This is a genomic window from Tardiphaga sp. 172_B4_N1_3, assembly GCF_052076035.1.
GTDB lineage: Bacteria > Pseudomonadota > Alphaproteobacteria > Rhizobiales > Xanthobacteraceae > Tardiphaga > Tardiphaga robiniae.
Genome location: NZ_CP197238.1, coordinates 1,962,410 through 1,978,751, shown reverse-complemented (window position 1 = coordinate 1,978,751; position 16,342 = coordinate 1,962,410). Strand labels below are relative to the sequence as shown.

At 62.7% G+C, this 16,342-nt stretch carries 17 protein-coding genes; 6 read left to right on the top strand and 11 right to left on the bottom strand.

The features are described 5' to 3' along the window. Positions 1-461 precede the first annotated feature (461 nt). Complete coding sequence (locus AB7783_RS09145) at positions 462-1,361, top strand: DMT family transporter (protein ID WP_231080543.1); 900 nt, start codon at positions 462-464, stop codon at positions 1,359-1,361. Here AB7783_RS09145 and AB7783_RS09140 read toward each other — a convergent pair. After that, complete coding sequence (locus tag AB7783_RS09140; protein WP_441277432.1) at positions 1,324-1,935, bottom strand: cytochrome b; 612 nt, start codon at positions 1,933-1,935, stop codon at positions 1,324-1,326. The genes AB7783_RS09145 and AB7783_RS09140 overlap by 38 nt on opposite strands. A 177-nt stretch (positions 1,936-2,112) precedes the next feature. Here AB7783_RS09140 and AB7783_RS09135 point away from each other — a divergent pair, with 177 nt between their 5' ends. Continuing rightward, positions 2,113-3,573: a glycosyltransferase family 2 protein gene (locus AB7783_RS09135; RefSeq protein ID WP_441277431.1), complete on the top strand. Its 1,461-nt coding sequence runs from the start codon at positions 2,113-2,115 to the stop codon at positions 3,571-3,573. A 3-nt stretch (positions 3,574-3,576) separates the two neighbouring features. Here AB7783_RS09135 and AB7783_RS09130 read toward each other — a convergent pair whose 3' ends face one another. Together AB7783_RS09130 and AB7783_RS09125 are read right to left on the bottom strand one after the other, a co-directional pair. Further along, a complete protein-coding gene (locus tag AB7783_RS09130) occupies positions 3,577-4,773 on the bottom strand; it encodes a GAF domain-containing sensor histidine kinase (RefSeq protein WP_441229785.1) in 1,197 nt (398 codons plus the stop codon). A gap of 200 nt (positions 4,774-4,973) precedes the next feature. After that, positions 4,974-5,489, bottom strand: coding sequence for a BA14K family protein (locus tag AB7783_RS09125; RefSeq protein WP_093758378.1), 516 nt, complete (start codon positions 5,487-5,489; stop codon positions 4,974-4,976). Between the two features lie 287 nt (positions 5,490-5,776). On the opposite strand from AB7783_RS09125, the gene AB7783_RS09120 reads away from it, so the two are divergent. Both AB7783_RS09120 and aspA read left to right on the top strand, forming a co-directional pair. Next, a complete protein-coding gene (locus AB7783_RS09120; RefSeq protein WP_089264087.1) occupies positions 5,777-6,187 on the top strand; it encodes an NADH:ubiquinone oxidoreductase subunit NDUFA12 in 411 nt (136 codons plus the stop codon). A gap of 300 nt (positions 6,188-6,487) precedes the next feature. After that, entirely contained in the window at positions 6,488-7,903 is a 1,416-nt protein-coding gene (gene aspA, locus AB7783_RS09115; protein ID WP_089264088.1) for an aspartate ammonia-lyase, read from the top strand. A 22-nt stretch (positions 7,904-7,925) separates the two neighbouring features. Here the strand turns inward: aspA and AB7783_RS09110 are convergent, their stop codons facing one another. From AB7783_RS09110 to AB7783_RS09095, 4 genes are all read right to left on the bottom strand, one after another. Then, a complete protein-coding gene (locus tag AB7783_RS09110) occupies positions 7,926-8,363 on the bottom strand; it encodes a type II 3-dehydroquinate dehydratase (protein ID WP_439063992.1) in 438 nt (145 codons plus the stop codon). A 14-nt stretch (positions 8,364-8,377) separates the two neighbouring features. Beyond that, entirely contained in the window at positions 8,378-9,658 is a 1,281-nt protein-coding gene (locus AB7783_RS09105) for a TRAP transporter large permease subunit (RefSeq protein WP_068736733.1), read from the bottom strand. Then, the gene (locus tag AB7783_RS09100) at positions 9,655-10,230 is read right to left on the bottom strand and encodes a TRAP transporter small permease (protein ID WP_439063991.1); all 576 of its coding nucleotides are present in this window, start codon (positions 10,228-10,230) and stop codon (positions 9,655-9,657) included. The genes AB7783_RS09105 and AB7783_RS09100 overlap by 4 nt, the downstream gene beginning before the upstream one ends. 61 nt (positions 10,231-10,291) lie before the next feature. Then, a complete protein-coding gene (locus tag AB7783_RS09095; RefSeq protein ID WP_441229782.1) occupies positions 10,292-11,311 on the bottom strand; it encodes a TRAP transporter substrate-binding protein in 1,020 nt (339 codons plus the stop codon). A gap of 163 nt (positions 11,312-11,474) precedes the next feature. On the opposite strand from AB7783_RS09095, the gene AB7783_RS09090 reads away from it, so the two are divergent. Further along, positions 11,475-12,209, top strand: coding sequence for a GntR family transcriptional regulator (locus tag AB7783_RS09090; RefSeq protein ID WP_184517019.1), 735 nt, complete (start codon positions 11,475-11,477; stop codon positions 12,207-12,209). Here AB7783_RS09090 and AB7783_RS09085 read toward each other — a convergent pair. The 3 genes from AB7783_RS09085 to AB7783_RS09075 are packed head-to-tail and all read right to left on the bottom strand — an operon-like array spanning position 12,206 to position 14,481. Continuing rightward, the gene (locus tag AB7783_RS09085) at positions 12,206-12,697 is read right to left on the bottom strand and encodes a GFA family protein (RefSeq protein ID WP_441229781.1); all 492 of its coding nucleotides are present in this window, start codon (positions 12,695-12,697) and stop codon (positions 12,206-12,208) included. The two genes, AB7783_RS09090 and AB7783_RS09085, sit on opposite strands and share 4 nt — an antisense overlap. 29 nt (positions 12,698-12,726) lie before the next feature. Continuing rightward, entirely contained in the window at positions 12,727-13,674 is a 948-nt protein-coding gene (locus AB7783_RS09080; RefSeq protein ID WP_441229780.1) for an alpha/beta hydrolase, read from the bottom strand. Positions 13,675-13,701: 27 nt separating this feature from the next. Continuing rightward, positions 13,702-14,481 (bottom strand): SDR family oxidoreductase, encoded by a 780-nt coding sequence (locus AB7783_RS09075; RefSeq protein WP_120289342.1) that lies wholly within the window; start codon positions 14,479-14,481, stop codon positions 13,702-13,704. Between the two features lie 225 nt (positions 14,482-14,706). Between AB7783_RS09075 and AB7783_RS09070 the strand changes: the two genes are divergently transcribed. Beyond that, the gene (locus AB7783_RS09070; RefSeq protein ID WP_175368875.1) at positions 14,707-15,627 is read left to right on the top strand and encodes a DUF2155 domain-containing protein; all 921 of its coding nucleotides are present in this window, start codon (positions 14,707-14,709) and stop codon (positions 15,625-15,627) included. A 15-nt stretch (positions 15,628-15,642) separates the two neighbouring features. Here the strand turns inward: AB7783_RS09070 and aat are convergent, their stop codons facing one another. Further along, positions 15,643-16,329: a leucyl/phenylalanyl-tRNA--protein transferase gene (aat, locus tag AB7783_RS09065; protein WP_441279667.1), complete on the bottom strand. Its 687-nt coding sequence runs from the start codon at positions 16,327-16,329 to the stop codon at positions 15,643-15,645. Positions 16,330-16,342 lie beyond the last annotated feature (13 nt).

Sequence of the window (16,342 nt, the reverse complement as noted above, 5' to 3'; positions counted from 1 at the left end):
GGATTCCAGGACGCAAATCCCCGATCCCGTAGCCTCGACTGGAGGACGGAGCGGTCAATCTGGAACCCGTTTGGGAGCGTCCGACGGGACAAAAAACGACCCGCGCCGAACAGTTCGAAAACTAGGCCAAACCGATCTCACCCGTCAAGGAGTAGTCGGGGTTCCTGAATCAAATACTAAATATGGTGGAAAGGGTGGATAACCAAGGGGGCAGAGCGCGCCTCGATTGAGGTCAAGTATCAGTGAGTCCTCATGGATTCGGAAGTCAAAAATATTTCTAAAACTGTCCGGAATCCGAGCTGCGCCCACTGTTCACAGCCCAACTTTATTTTGTCATCCAGGGATTGCGTTTGGTGGACTCAGGCCGAGCAGATCATCGCCGGGCAGGTTCCCTCCACCGGCAGTGGTCAGACCCTCCAACTGCGCGCATGGTCCCGCCGATTCCTCAGCCGGTTCCTTCCATGACAATGCCCAGTCCCCCCGTTTCGCGCGCGCGAATCGCTCCCTTCGGTCTCGTGTTGCTCGCCATCGCGTCGATCGCCTGGGGTCTGAACTGGCCGGTGTCGAAAGCGCTGCTGTCGGAATGGCCACCGCTGTCGGCGCGCGGCAGCACCGGCATCGTCGGGGCATTGCTGCTGGCCGGGATCGCCGTCTGGCGCGGTGAGAGTCTTCGCGTACCGCATCATCAATGGTTGCATTTGGTCGTGCTGGCGGGCCTGAACGTGTTCGGCTGGATGGCTTTCGTCGGCTTGTCGCTGCTGTGGCTACCGGCCGGCGAGGCCGCGGTGATTGCGTTCACCATGCCGGTCTGGGCTGCCGGACTGGCCTGGCTGATCCTCGGCGAGCGCCTGTCGATGCAGCGGATCGTGGCCATGCTGATGGCCTTTGCCGGCATCGCCGCGTTGATGGGGGGCGGTGGTCTGGCCGCGAGCGCGGAGAAGCTCCCGGGAATCGCTCTGGCGCTGCTGGGCGGGTTCGGCTTTGCGCTCGGCACGGTGCTGGCCAAGAAGTTCGGGCTCACGCTGCCACTGGTGACGTCATCCGCCTGGCAGATCGGGATCGGTTGTGTGCCGGTGCTGTTGCTGGGTCTGATCTTCGAAAGCCCGCATTTTGCAGCACTGACGCCGCTGGGCTGGGGGCTACTCGCCTATGTCGTGCTGGTGGGGTTCTGCATCGCTTACGTCTGCTGGTTCGCGGCGCTCAAGCAGTTGCCGGCCTCGGTGGCCGCAATCGGGACCATGGCGGTGCCCGTGATCGGCGTGGTCAGCTCGGCCATCGCCCTGCAGGAACCGCTCGGTGCCATGCAGATCGCGGCCCTGGTATTTACGCTGGCGGGCGTTGCGCTGGCGACAAGGGGCTAGGCGCGGGCGCGTCGCCACCGGGCCACATCCGCTGCAGTTCGGGATGGCCGTCCCAGAACTGATGTTTCAGCGCGGCGGCGATGTGCAGGCCGACCAGTGCATAGAGCGCATAGGACAGCCACACGTGAATGCCGCCGAAGATGTCGTGCAGGCGTTCCTTGAAGGCTGGCTCGACACTCATGATCCAGCCGATGCGCGGCCACTGGAACAGGCCGAACAGGTACATTGGAATCTCGCCGGCCGCCTTCCAGGCGGAATCGTGCATCCAGCCGGACAGCGGCAGTCCGATCATCAGCACATAGAGCGCGAGATGCGCACCATGTGCGGCGGCCCTCTCGGCGGGCGGATAGGTCTCGGGCAGATCGGGTGGCCTGTTCGCCGCGCGCCACAGCAGGCGCATCAGCACGAGGCCGAGCACGGTGATGCCGAATGACTTGTGCGCATCGATGACGAAGCGGATGTAGTCCTCGGGAATGAGGTTCACGCTCCAGATCAGCGCGACATTGAGTGTGATCAGAACGGCAATCAGCCAATGCAGGATCATGGCGATGCGGCTGTAACGTTGAATCGGCATTTTCTGTGCGTGCATGGAATAAGTTTAAACAGGATTTGCCTTTTGAGGCATGACGACTTTGTGTGTTCGTCGTGACCGCAATCACGCGCTATTTGATCGCGGCTCCGCAACTCGATCACGATTCACGCGTAGCTCTCGCAGGATCGGTTTGCTCGAACGCGCGATTGAATTGACGGCATGACAATATCCCTTCAGGCGGCTTTCGCCGCCGCATCGCCGCGTATCACACCGCGCCGGATGCCGTTCATCAGCCTGATGATCTATCTCGCCGTGCTCGCGCTATGGGCGCTGCTGTTCGGCCGCGCGTTCTTTTTGAACAGCATCTGGGCGTGGTCAGCGGGCATGGTCTATATCGCCTATGACACGGTGCTGATGCTTTATGTGGTGTGGCAGACGCTGCCGCTGGCAGTGTCCGCGCGTGGTTCATCTGGAGCGGTTGCTGCGCAATCGCGTCCATCGGTGGGCATACTGATAGCCGCGCATAACGAGGCACTCAATCTGCCGGAGGCGCTGGCGGCCATCGCACGCCAGTCCGATCCGCCGGATCTGATCCTGATCGCGGATGACGGCTCGCGCGATGCAACCGATACGCTCCTCCGTGACCGTTACGGTCTCGCCATTCCGGCCGTTGGCCAGAGCAGCATCGGCCAGTTCGGCAGTTCCAGGCTGCAATGGCTGCGCCTGCTGCATCAGGGCAAGGCGCGAGCGCTGAACACGGCGATCCTCAAGGCCGATACCGACATCGTCATCACGCTGGATGCCGATACGTTTCTGGCTGACGATGCCATCGCCGAAATGCGCGCGGCCTTTGCTGCAGATCCCGCGCTGGTCGCGGCTGGCGGCATTCTCGTGCCGGTCTGCGACGACAGCGCCAGCGGCCGCGTGATGCAGTGGTTCCAGACCTACGAATATATCCGCAACATCATCTCGCGCTTCGCCTGGATGCGCGGCAACAGCCTGCTCCTGATCTCCGGCGCCTTTGCTGGCTTCCGCAGGGAGGCGCTGGTGGCCGTCGGGGGCTTCGATGCGGAGTGTCTCGTCGAGGACTATGAGCTGACCCATCGCATGCATCGCTATGCCGTCGATCACGGCCTCGACTGGCAGCTTCGCATGATCGGCACGTCGCTGGCGCGCACGGAAGCGCCGTCTCACGTCATGACGTTCCTGCGGCAGCGCCGGCGCTGGTTCGCGGGCTTCCTGCAGACGCAATACTGGAATCGCGACATGACCGGCAATCGCCGCTATGGCCGGCTCGGCCTGCGCATGCTGCCGATCAAGGCGCTGGACACGCTGCAGCCGATCTACGGCCTCACGGCCTTCGTGTTGCTGCTGGCTTTGCTCGTCACCGGCAAGACCGCCATCGCCGTGCCAGTGTTCGGTCTGATCACCGCGAAGATCGTCGCGGATTTCCTGGTTTATCTCTGGACCGTGCATCTCTATCAGCGCCTGACAGGCGGCCGCACGCGGACGAGTTTCGCCGCAGCGGTGTTCGCGGCGATCCTCGAACCGTTCAGTTTTCAGTTGCTGCGTCACGCCGGCGCGGCGTGGGGCTGGATCGCCTTCCTGCGCGGCAACAATGATTGGGGCTTTGCGCCCGTTACGTCGCCCTCGCGTCAGGCGCCCAATGCGGGCGAGTAGTCGCTAGGCCGGTTTCGCCGCCAACGGCACTTTCACGGTGAAATGCGAACCGTGGGTGAGGTCAGACTTCACCTCGATCACATGGCCGAGCGCTTCGGCCGTACGCCGAACGATCGACAGGCCGAGGCCAAGGCCCTCGCTGGCCGGATTGATCTGGTGGAAGGCATCGAAGATCGCGGTGAGCTGTTCGGCGGGAATGCCGGTGCCGGAGTCCAGCACCTCGATGGTCACCGCGTTGGCGTGTTTGCGACAGCCGACCAGCACGCGACCGCGTTCGGTGTATTTGATGGCATTGCCGACGAGATTGCCAAGGATCGCGCGCAGCATGCCGGGATCGCTGACAACCTGCGCCTTGCTCGGCACAATGACGAGGTCGAGGCCCTTGGCTTCGGCATGCAGGCGCCAGTTGGCGCTGATCGACTCGAACACGTCAGAGATCGGGAACGATCGCAGGTTCGGAATCCCAAAGCCGGCATCCAGCACAGATGTCTCGGCGAGACGGTCGAGCTCTTCCGCCATCCGCATGCCGGCGTCGATGGCATAGCCGAGCCGCTCACGATCCTTCTCGTCGGTCAGCTTGTTGCGGATGCGGTCGATCGCCATGATCATGACCTGCAATGGCTGCTTCAGGTCGTGGCCTGCGACCGCCATCAGCCGGCTGATATTGCGCTGAAGCCGATCCGACAGATGCAGCGCCCGGCGGAATTCCATCTGCGCCATGACCTGGCGGGCGAGGGCGGCCAGCACCTCGCGCTGTTCGACCGAGAGCACGCGCGGCTTGTCATCGAGCACGCAGACGGTGCCGAGCGGCAGGCCGTCCGGTGTGCGCAGCAGTGCGCCGGCATAGAAGCGCAAATGGGGCTCGCCGGTCACCAGCGGATTGCAGTCGAATCTTGGATCCTTGGTGACGTCCTCGACTTCGAGAAAACTGTGTTCGAGGATCGCATGAGCGCAGATCGATTGATCCATCGGCGTCTGCCGCACGCCAAGACCGATCTCCGACTTGAACCACTGCCGGCCGTCATCGACGAGGCTAATGATCGAGATCGGCGTCTGGCAGACATAGCTGGCGATCTTGGTGATGTCGTCGAAGGATGGCTCAATGGCGGTGTCGAGAATGCCGTAGGAGCGCAGCGCCTTGAGGCGTTCGGCTTCATTGGGATGGAGCCTGGCGATCTTCGGCTTGTCTGACGCGTCCACTGAACCTGCTCACACCCGACGTCGACCCATCGAACCGGTAGATAGGTCCACATGTCTACCAACACTACGCGCGAGTTCCCTGAATGTCCCCCGTACGCTGCACCCACGTTCTTAGACCTTGAGACAGCAGGCGCAAACCAGAAACGACAAAAGACGATGCCGCGAGGCACCGTCTTTTGCGTAACGCTTAGATCGTCGTGTTACGGGCAGGCGTGACGCAGGCCGTCATAACCGAGATAGGTGCCCGTGCGGACATTGTACGACTTGTAGGTGCGGATGCAGTAGTCAACGTCGCCGCCGCCGGTGTCAGGAGCGACTTCGACCACGTCCGGCGCGTCGTCATAATAGCTGCTGCCGTAATACGGGCTGCCGCCGTAATAGCCGTAGGAATTCCCGTAATAGCTGCTGGCGGCCAGTCCGCTGCCGATAATGGCGCCGGCTGCGAAGCCCGGGCCGTAACCGCCGCCACGCCAGCCACCACCGCGCCAGCCGCCGCCGTGATTCCAGCCACCGCCGCCGGGGCGCTGGCCGCCATGCCAGCCGCCACCTCCGCCACCAAAGCGCTGACCGCCGCCAGAGAACGTGCCGATCGTGCGCGCACCGCCGGGGCCGACGCCCACGACCTTGGTGTTTTGTGCGTAGCTGGGGGTCACCGCGAAGGCGGGGATGGCCACAGCGACGGCTGCTGCGACACTCAAGATTTTCAAATTCGTCATCGTTTGCTCCTGTCTGGGATGCATGTTCAACCCCCTGAAGGGACTGCCGTTCCCTGCCGCCACGCGGTTATTGCGCAACGACAGAATGATCGTCCGGAACTGTATGCGGCATGAATGGATTGCGCCGTTTCTGCGACCGCCGGTACTTTGGAGGTAGGGTTCGGGGGAGGCCGATACGAGGCTTGTCACGATCAGTTGCAGGCGGCGATCGGTCGCGGCGGTAACTGGACATTTGGCGGCCCGGATGGCATCAACAACCCGACGAAAACCTTCGAACGGTTCAAAATATGAAACAGTTTTTGCTGAAATTCTTCACGTGGTGGAGCGGGACGACCTTCGGGACGAACCTGTGGACGTCGCGATTCGGCGAACTGGTTGGCACCGACGAGCAGGGCAACACATATTACCGCACCAAGGGCGGCAAGATCGACCCGACGCTGGGCTTCGAGCGCCGCTGGGTGATTTACAATGGCTATGCCGAAGCCACCAAGATTCCGCCGGACTGGCATGGCTGGATCCACCACACCGTGGACGTGCCGCCGACCGAAGAGAATTATACGCCGCGCGAATGGCAGAAGCCGCATCAGCCGAACCTGACCGGCACGCCCGCAGCCTATCGTCCGTCTGGTTCGACTCTGGCCAGCGGCCGGCGTCCCAAGGCGACCGGCGACTACCAGGCCTGGACTCCGGGCTCGTAACAACTCACCCGTTCTGGACGACTGGTTGTGCGGGCCGCTCTGCGGCGCGCACGGCCTCGCATTGTTTCCAGCCGCCAGCTCTTGCAGTGAGACCGGCAAGCACGTCCGGCGTGCCGCCCCGGATGAGCCCGCTTTGTAGGGCGGCGCCGGATTGTACTCGATCGATTGGGCTGGGGCGGATACGATATAGCCGCGACATGTGCGTTCGAGATGTTAGGTTTCGAAAGCTCACTGGGCATGATCGGGGACGGCTGACGAGATCGATCGTCTGTTCACAGCGACAACTCAGGAAAATCCGACATGACCAACGACACGCGCAGTGAGCACGACCTGTTGGGCAACCGCGATGTTCCGGCCGACGCCTATTACGGCGTTCATACGCTGAGGGCCGTTGAAAATTTTCCAATCACCGGGATTCCGATTTCCATCTATCCCGAACTCATCAGCGCGCTCGCCGCGATCAAGCAGGCGGCGGCACTGTCGAATATGGAGCTGGGGCTGCTCGACAAGTTACGCGGCGATGCGATCATCGCTGCCTGCGAGGAAATTCGCGCCGGCCGCTTGCATGACCAGTTCGTGGTGGACGTCATCCAGGGCGGCGCCGGGACCTCCACCAACATGAACGCGAACGAGGTGATCGCCAATCGTGCGCTGGAAATTCTCGGCCACGGCAAGGGCGACTATGGGTACCTGCACCCGAACGAACAGGTCAACATGAGCCAGAGCACCAACGACGTGTATCCCACGGCGTTGAAGATCGCGACCTATCACGGCGTGTTTCACCTGATCGATGCGATGGCCGTGTTGCGCCAGGGTTTCGAACGCAAGGCCGAAGAGTTCAAGGATGTCCTGAAAATGGGCCGCACCCAGTTGCAGGATGCGGTGCCCATGACGCTTGGTCAGGAGTTCAGCACTTATGGCGTCATGATTGGCGAAGACGAGGACCGGCTCCGCGAGGCAGCACTGCTGATTTGCGAGATCAACATGGGTGCGACAGCCATCGGGACCGGGATCACGTCCCATCCCGACTACGCGCGTCTGGTCTGCCTGCATCTCGTTGCCATCACCGGCATGCCGCTGGTCACCGCTGTAAACCTGATCGAGGCCACGCAGGACTGCGGTTCGTTCGTTCAGCTCTCAGGCGTGCTCAAGCGTGTGGCCGTCAAGATTTCCAAGATCTGCAACGACCTCCGGCTGCTGTCGAGCGGTCCGCGCGCCGGTTTCAACGAGATCAATCTGCCGGCGGTACAGGCAGGTTCCTCGATCATGCCGGGCAAGGTGAATCCGGTCATTCCGGAAGTCGTGAACCAGGTTGCCTTCGAGGTGATCGGCAATGATCTCACGGTGACCTTCGCGGCCGAGGCCGGCCAGCTTCAGCTCAACGCGTTCGAGCCGATCATCGCGCACAGCCTGTTCAAGAGCGTCAGTCATATGCGGGAGGCTTGCCTGACACTGGAAAAACGTTGTGTCGCGGGTATCACCGCGAACCGCGAACGTCTCCGCGCCTATGTCGAGAATTCGATCGGTCTCGTCACTGCGCTCAATCCCTATATCGGCTACGCCAATGCCACCGCCGTCGCGGTCGAGGCCCATGCGACCGGCCGCAGCGTCTACGATCTGGTGCTGGAAAAAGGTCTGCTACCTGCAGCGACCCTTGCCGCCATTCTCCACCCCGACGTACTCACCAAGCCCCAGAGCATGTTGATCCGCGAATGAAGGCCGCATCGGCCCGGCGCGATCAACGCGTGGGCATCTGCGCGACCGCCAGCATCGCTGCGACATAGCCGTACGGTCCGAGACCGCAGATCACAGCGGTGGCAGCCTGCGAGAGCACCGAATGGCGATGATACTTGTCGCGCGCGTGGATGTTCGAAATGTGCAGCTCCAGGATCGGTCCCTCGAACGCTTTCATCGCGTCGAGCATGGCGATCGAGGTGAACGAATAGCCCGCGGGATTGATGATGATGGCGTCGGCATCCTGACGGGCCGACTGGATGAGATCGACCAATACGCCCTCGTGGTTCGACTGGTGGAACGCCAGCGTCAATTTGAGTTTGACCGCCTGTTCCTCGCAACTGGCCTTGATCTGGTCGAGCGTGGTGGTTCCGTAGATATGCGGCTCCCGCACGCCGAGCAGGTTGAGGTTGGGACCGTTGAGGATCATCACGCGTTTCATTATCGAACTTCCTTCTAGCCGCCGAGCCACTTCGCCGGCACCATCACGAGCGACGGAAACAGCGTCAGCAGCGCCAGCACCACCAATTGTGCGATCATGAACGGCCAGACGCCGCGCATGATCTCGTCCATGCTCACCTTCGCCACGCCGCACACCACATTGAGCACTACGCCGACGGGTGGCGTGATCAGTCCGATCGCGTTGTTGATGATGAACAGCACCCCGAAATAGACCGGGTCGATGCCGGCCTCGCGGACGATGGGCATCAACACGGGCGTCAGGATCAGGATGGTCGGGGTCATGTCGAGTGCGGTGCCGACGATGACGACAATGATCATCAACACGATCATCAATAGCGTCTGGTTGCCCATGAAGGGACGGGCCAGTTCGACGATCTGGCCGGAAATTTCGGCCACCGTGATCAGCCATGACGACACCAGCGCTGCCGCGACCAGGAACATCACCACGGCGGTGATCTGGGCTGAACTGATCAGGATGTTCATCAGCTGCGCCAGTGTTAGCTCGCGATAGACGAACGTTGCCACGATGAAGGAATAGACTGCGACGACGACGGCAGCTTCGGTCGGTGTGAAGATGCCGAAGCGGAGGCCGACGATGATGATCATCGGCAACATCAAGGCCCAGAAGCCGTCGATCAGCGCGCGAAAGATCTGCGCCAGGCTCTGGCGCGGCGGGCTCACCGAGTTCTCGTTGCGTGCAACCCACCACCAGGCAAAGCACAGGCTGCCGCCGAGCATCAGGCCCGGCACCACGCCGGCGAGAAACAATTTTGAGATGGAAACGCCGGCGGCAACGCCGAAGATCACGAATCCGATCGAAGGCGGGATCACCGGCGCGATGATGCCGCCGGCGGCGACGAGGCCGGCTGCGGAGGCGCGGTTATGCCCGGCCGCAACCATCATCGGGACCAGCAATGCGCCGAGTGCGGCGGCGTCGGCGACGGCCGATCCGGACAGCGATGCCAGGATGCACGAGGTCAGGATCGCGACGTAGCCGAGGCCGCCGCGCAGATGGCCGACCAGGGCGATGGCGAAGTTCAGGATGCGGCGGGCAAGGCCACCTGTGTTCATGATCTCGCCGGCCAGGATGAAAAACGGCACCGCCATCAGCGGGAAGGAATCGACGCCATTGATGACGTTCTGCGCGATGATCTGGGAGTCGAATATATCCAGATAGGTCATCAGCGCGACGCCGCAGATGATCAGGGCGAATGCGATCGGCATGCCGATGGCCATCGCGCCGAGCAGCGAGAACGTGAAGATGCTGATGGTCATCGGCGGTCGTTCCCGTTGGCAGGGGCGGGCGCCGCAGGGACATGCTCCTCGGATTCACTGATGGTGATCAGCTCCGACGTGGCGAGTTGGCCGCTGAACAGGCGATAGAGGTCATGCAGCAGGATCGGGATCGAAGCGACGCCGAAGACGAGACCTGCGGCGTAGAACAGGCCGACGGAGAGACCGGAGGCGGGCGCCGTCGTGTCCCAGTTCAGCACCGTCTGTTTCCACGAGCCTTCGGTGAGCAATACAGAGGCGTAGAGCATCAGCGCGTGACTGAGCGCGTAGCAGATCTTGCGGCCCATCGGCGACAGCAGCTTCACGAAACTGTCGACGCCGAGATGGGCGTGTTCGCGGAGGCCGACGATGGCGCCGAGAAACACCATCCAGACGAACAGCCAGCGCGACAGTTCTTCGGAGATGGCGATGCCGGAGTTGAAGACGTAACGTAGAACTACATTGCCGAATACCAGGACCACCATGGCGGCAAGCAATACCGCCATGACGATCTTGATCGACCGGTAATAAGCTTCGACGATCCTGCTTGTCGCAGTAGTTGATGAAGCGGGCATGGATGCTTTCGCAGTGAGCGTGGGGTCGCCGCGTAGTGACGGTTGGTGATGCGCGGCTCACTCAGTCCTTGTGAACGCGCTCAAGTTCACTATTGAACAGCTTGACGATCTCCTGATCGTAGTCGGCGGAGAATTTTGCCGCGATCGGCTTGGTCTTGTCGCGCATCTTCGCAAGCTCGGCCGGAGCGATCTCGTTGACCTCCATGCCCTTGGCCTTTAGCTCGCCGATGGAAGCCGCTGCGGCATCGCGGCTGACCTTGCGCTGATAGTCGCGGGCCTCGTTGGCAGCATCCTGCAGGATCTTTTGCTCGTCCTTGGAGAGCTTGTCCCAGAACACCTTGCTGACCAGGATGATGTTGGTGGAGTAGGTGTGGTTGGTGACGCTGAGATATTTCTGCACCTCATAGAACTTGTTCGACAGGATCACCGAGAACGGATTTTCCTGGCCGTCCACCGTGCGTGTTTCCAGCGCGGTGTAGAGCTCGGAGAAGCTCATCGGCACCGGATTGGCGTTGAACGCCTTGAAGGTCTCGAGATAGACCGGGTTCGGGATCACGCGGATCTTGATGCCGTCGAGGTCTTCGCCCTTGGTGATCGGGCGGCGGCTGTTGGTGACGTTGCGGAAGCCGAGATCCCAGTAGCCCAGACCGATCAGACCCTTCTCCGGCAGCTTGGCCAGCAGGGCCGAGCCGAGCGGACCGTCCAGCAGCGCATCGGCCTGCTTCGGCGTCGAGACGATGAACGGGAAATCGATCAGCCCGTAGTCCTTGACGATGCCGACCAGCGACGTCGTGGCCGGCGACTGCATTTCCTGCGTGCCGGCGCGCAGCGCCGATTGCTGCTGCATCTCGGAGCCAAGCTGGTTAGCGGGATATTCGCGCACCTTCATCTTGCCACCGCTCTTCGCCGCAACGAGTTCGGTGAACTTCTGCACTCCCTTGCTGACGGGATGATCGGTGTTGTTGAGGTGACCCCAGCGGATCGTGCGCTCCTGCACCTGCCCGGATGCAGGGCCGCCGGCGATGGCGAGGGTGGCGGCGATGGCGGCAAGCCAGACGGCGGACTTCGAGTGTGCGGACATGTTGAAGCTCCCTTGGATGGTATTTTTACTTCTTGGCGTCACCGTCATCTACGACAAAACAAAAATCAACCGATATTTTACATTATATATGATGATTTGTGTCTGAGGTGCGGGGTGATGTATGGTGGCGCAGCGCGACCATTCCTCGTCACCAGGACCTTTCATGCTGGATACCCCCATTGCGGACCGCGCCGGAGAGACCGTCGGCGACAGCGCTTATCGGCGTATCCGCAACGACGTGATTTTCGGCACGCTTGAGCCCGGCCAGAAGCTGAAGCTGGAGAAGATGAGTGTCGCCTACGGCACCAGCGTCTCGACGCTGCGCGAGACACTGAACCGGTTGTGCTCGGAAGGCTTCGTCGTCGCTGAAGGCCAGCGCGGCTTCGAGGTTACGTCGATCTCGGCAACCGAATTCCAGCAGATCGCCGAATTGCGCGAACTGCTCGAGGGCCATGCCATCGAGCAGTCTTTCAAATCAGGCGATCTCGATTGGGAAGCGCTGGTGGTCTCGGCTCATCACAAGCTGTCCGCCATGGAAAAGGCCATGCTTGCCGGCGACAAGTCGAAGACCGAGGCCTGGAAGCAGTGCGACTGGCAATTTCACCGCGCGCTGATCGCGGCCTGCGGCTCACAGGTGCTGCTCGATGCGCTGTCAGCGGCTTACGACAAATATCTGCGCTACCAGATGCTCGCTGTCGTGTTTCGCGGGGAGGTCGCCGCCGTCGAGCATCGCGAATTGATGAATGCCGCGTTGGCACGGGATTCCGCTAAGGCGCGAAAACTGCTGCACACCCACATCCATGACTGCGTGAAACATGCGCTTGGCAATTCGGACTGGCTGAGACCGGCTCCGTCGCGGCAGCAGGTCATCCAGCAGCGCAGGAAACCGAAAACCTAGAACGGCTCGTCGCTGGGAGTCCGTTTCTTCTTTCTTCCCGGACGTTCCCAGACGACGCCCGGAAAGCCCTTGAGCGGAACCAGCGGCTCGCCGGTGTAGGTCCACTCCTGCAATTCCTCGATGCCGATATGATAAAGCGGCTGCCGGCCGGTGCGGCTTTCAAACAATGCGCGGGGAATGTTGACCATGTGCGGCGAGCGGGCACGTTCGTAAAATAGTGGCGTGCCGCATCGCGCGCAGAAGCTTCGCGCTGTTCCCGACGCCTTGTCTTCGAAGCGTGTGATCTTCGATTCGCCTGCGGTGACGCGGAAACGCTTGCGCCAGCTGCCGACATAGGTGGCGTAGGCCGCGCCATGCGCCTGTCGTGTTGCGCGGGAATGATCGTGCCACGCCCAGCGCGCCGGAAAGTCGATTTCGAACTGAACCGTGCCGCACAGACAACGGCCCCTGACCGGACCGCCGGATGCGATCTTCTCCGGCTTCTTCATCGCGATTGCTCCTGGGGACGTCGCCGGCGCTAGTCCAACCCTTTCAGCCATTCGCCCATCTCATGCAGCGCCGTATTCGCCTTGGGCAGGATCTTGCCCATGGTGATGAAGCCGTGGAATTGCCCGGGATAGGTTTTGTAGGCCACGGCGACGCCGGCGTCTGACAGGCGCCTGGCATATTCGTCGCCTTCGTCACGCAGCGGATCGGCGCCGGCGGTCAGCACATAGGCCGGCGGGAGGTCCTTCAGGTTCTCCACGCGGGCAGGTGACGCCCGCCAGTTGTCCACGTCGGCCTTGCTGGTGAGATAGTGATCGGCGAACCAGCGAATGACGTTGTGCGTCAACAGGCAACTCGTCTCCGGCTCGCTGTGAGAGGGATGGCTCATGCGGAAATCGGTGGCGGGATAGATCAGCAACTGGCCGGCGAGCTTGGGCCCGCCATTGTCCCGCGCATCGATGGCGACGATGGCGGCGAGATTGCCGCCGGCGCTGTCGCCGCCGACGCTGATCTGCTTCGCATCCACATTGAGTTGCACGGCATTGTCGGAAATCCAGCGCGTCGCGGCGATGGCGTCGTCGATGGCTGCCGGAAACTTGTTCTCCGGCGCGAGGCGATAGTCGACCGAGATGACGATCATCTCGCCTTCATGGGCGAGGATGCGACACACCACGTCGTGGCTGTCGAGATCGCCGATCACCCAGCCGCCGCCATGGAAGAACACCAGGCATGGCGACATGCCGTCCTTTTTCCGTAGGGTCTTCGGTGTGTAGAGGCGCACGGGAATAGTGCCGGCCGGGCCGGGCACCGTCATGGATGTCACCGACGCCAGTTCCGGCGGTTCGGGATTGGCGACCGGGCGCGCCTTCAAATACCACTCGCGCGCTTCCTGGGGCGAGATCGTCTCATAGGGCGGACGGCCGGCATCGCGGAAGACGTTGAGGACGGCGGCGGCATCGGGATCGAGAACAACGGGCATGTGATCTGCTCTTGGTTTTCTTGATGTTTAAGCGGAGGTGCGGCCGCCATCGACGGTGTAAGCGGAGCCGGTGACGTAGCTCGCATCATCGGAGGCTAGGAAGGCGACGATCGGCGCGACTTCCCGGGCGAGGCCGAGCCGGCGCTGCGGCACGCGATCGACGACCTTGTCTACAGGGGCAGGCGCGCCGCGGCCGACGCGTGCGTCCACAATCGCGCTCAGCATGCGGCTGTCGATCAGGCCGGGACACACGCAGTTCACGCGCACATTGGTGCCGGTGCATTCCTGCGCCGCGCTCTTGGTGAGGCCGATCACTGCGTGTTTGCTGGCGCTGTAGACCGCGACTTCGGCCGAGCCGATGACGCCGGCGATGGACGCGGTGTTGATGATCGAGCCCTTGTTGGCCTTCAGCATCACTGGCAGCACGTGCTTCATGCCGAGAAAGACGCCGACCACATTGACGTCGAGCACTCGCCGGAAGTCGGTGAGCGACATCTTCACGATGGGCGTGATCGTGCCCTCGATGCCGGCGTTGTTGTAGAAGATATCGATGGTGCCGAAGCGTTTCATCGTGGCGGCGACATAGCCGATGACGTCTTCCTCGCTCGTCACGTCGGCGGTGAGAGCGAGCGCTTCGGCGGAGGCGGGGAGTTCTGCGACGGCGCGTTTCAAGGCGGCGACATCGCGATCCACCGCGACGATTCTGGCGCCGCGCGCCGCCAGCAGCTTGATGGTCTCGGTGCCGATCACCCCGGCCGCGCCGGTAACGACGGCGATTCTGCCGTCCAGACGGATTCCGTCAGTCATCTTGAACGTTCTCCCCATGCTCCGGTTTGTTCCGGATTGATGGCTGGTCGCGTATCGCGCGCCTGCCTGATGTGGACTATTTCACGGGGAGAATGACCTGACCAGCCGGGCGGTATGGGGAGCAGGGTGCCCTTTCGCCGCCGCATTCGGCGTGTTAACCGGAGGCGATTACGCGGCCATTCTCCTACAATGTCGCGAGCCTGATTCTCGATTGAGCCGCGCCGCATGTTGCGAACCCTGACCATTGCCGGATTTGCGGCCCTTCTGGCCGCCACCTCACTGTCGCCTGCACCTGTGCAGGCGCAGTTCGGTCCGCTGTTCGGCGACACGCCGCCGCGCCCGCCGGGTGCCGTGCCGCGTGGCCAGCAACCCCCGCCGCCCATGGACGACGAGGAAGAGGTGCCGGAACTGCCGCAGGGCCGTCTGTTGCCGACCCGTCCCGGCATGGGCGCACCGCCGCCCGGCGCCGTCCAGTCGCAGCCACTGGCACCACCGCCTGGCAGCAACACCACTATCGTTCCACAGAACCCGCCGGGGCAGGGACAGGCCCAGCAGCCGGCCGTGCCAGGGCAGCAACAGCCCGGCGTCGCCAACGCGCCGCCTGCCGCCGCTCCCGGTGGCCGTCAGCCGCCGAAGGTGGCGCCGCCGACGCCCGCCACGCTGCAGCCCGGCGATGAAGTCGTCACCGAGCCGCCGGCGCAGAAGATCGTCAACAAGAAGGCGAGCTTCTCGGGCCTCGACAAGATCACCGGCCGCATCATCAATTTCGACGCTGACATTGGCGAGACTGTGCAGTTCGGCGCGCTCCGCGTGAAGACCGATGCCTGCTACACGCGTCCGGCGACCGAGGCCGCGAATACAGACGCCTTCGTCGAGGTCGATGAAATCACGCTGCAGGGCGAGGTGAAGCGGATCTTCTCCGGTTGGATGTTCGCGGCCAGTCCGGGCCTGCACGGCGTCGAGCATCCGATCTACGATATCTGGCTGACCGATTGTAAGCAGCCGGAAGCCACGGTTGCGACGACACAGCCCGACGCACCGCGTGCCCCGCCGCCGGCCCAGAAGCGTGCGCCGCCGAAACAGCAGCCGCGTGCCCAGCAGCAGCCCCTGCAGCCGCCGCCGGGCTTCCCGGCGTTCCGGCAGTAAGCGTTACGGCGCGTCTTAAGAGGCGCCGTTCCGTCCCGCGATGATGTCCAGCATCGTCGCGCCCTTCAGCGGGAAATCCGTCGGCAGTTTGTCGAAGTCCGCGATGCTGTCGAGCGACGCGTCGAGCAGCTTGCGATAGCGGGCCCGCGGCACTTCCTGTGCGCCGAAGCTCAGCAGGTGATCGGTGACATATTGCGTGTCGAGCAGCTTGAAATCGCCGGCGATCAGCCGGGCGACCAGATGCACCAGCGCCACCTTCGAGGCGTCGCGCGCATGATGAAACATGCTCTCGCCGAAGAAGGCACGGCCGAGCGAGACGCCATACAGGCCACCGGCCAGCGTGTCGTCCTGCCAGACCTCGACGCTGTGCGCGTGGCCCATCTCGTGGAGCTCGCCATAGAGATCGCGGATACGCGTGTTGATCCAGGTGTCCTCGCGGCCCGGCTTTGGCGCGGCACATTCGGCCATCACGCGCTTGAAGGCGGTGTTGACGGTCACGATGAAAACGTCGGAGCGCACGGTGCGGGCGAGGCGCGAGCTGATGCGAAACCCATCCAGCGGAATGACGCCGCGCATCTCGGGCTCGACCCAGAACAGGCCGGGATCGTCGGCGCTTTCCGACATCGGGAAGATGCCGCAGGCATAGGCGCGCAGCAGCAGTTCTGGCGTGACCTCGGAGGAGGCAGAGTCGCGTGAGCTCATGCGGCCAGCATAG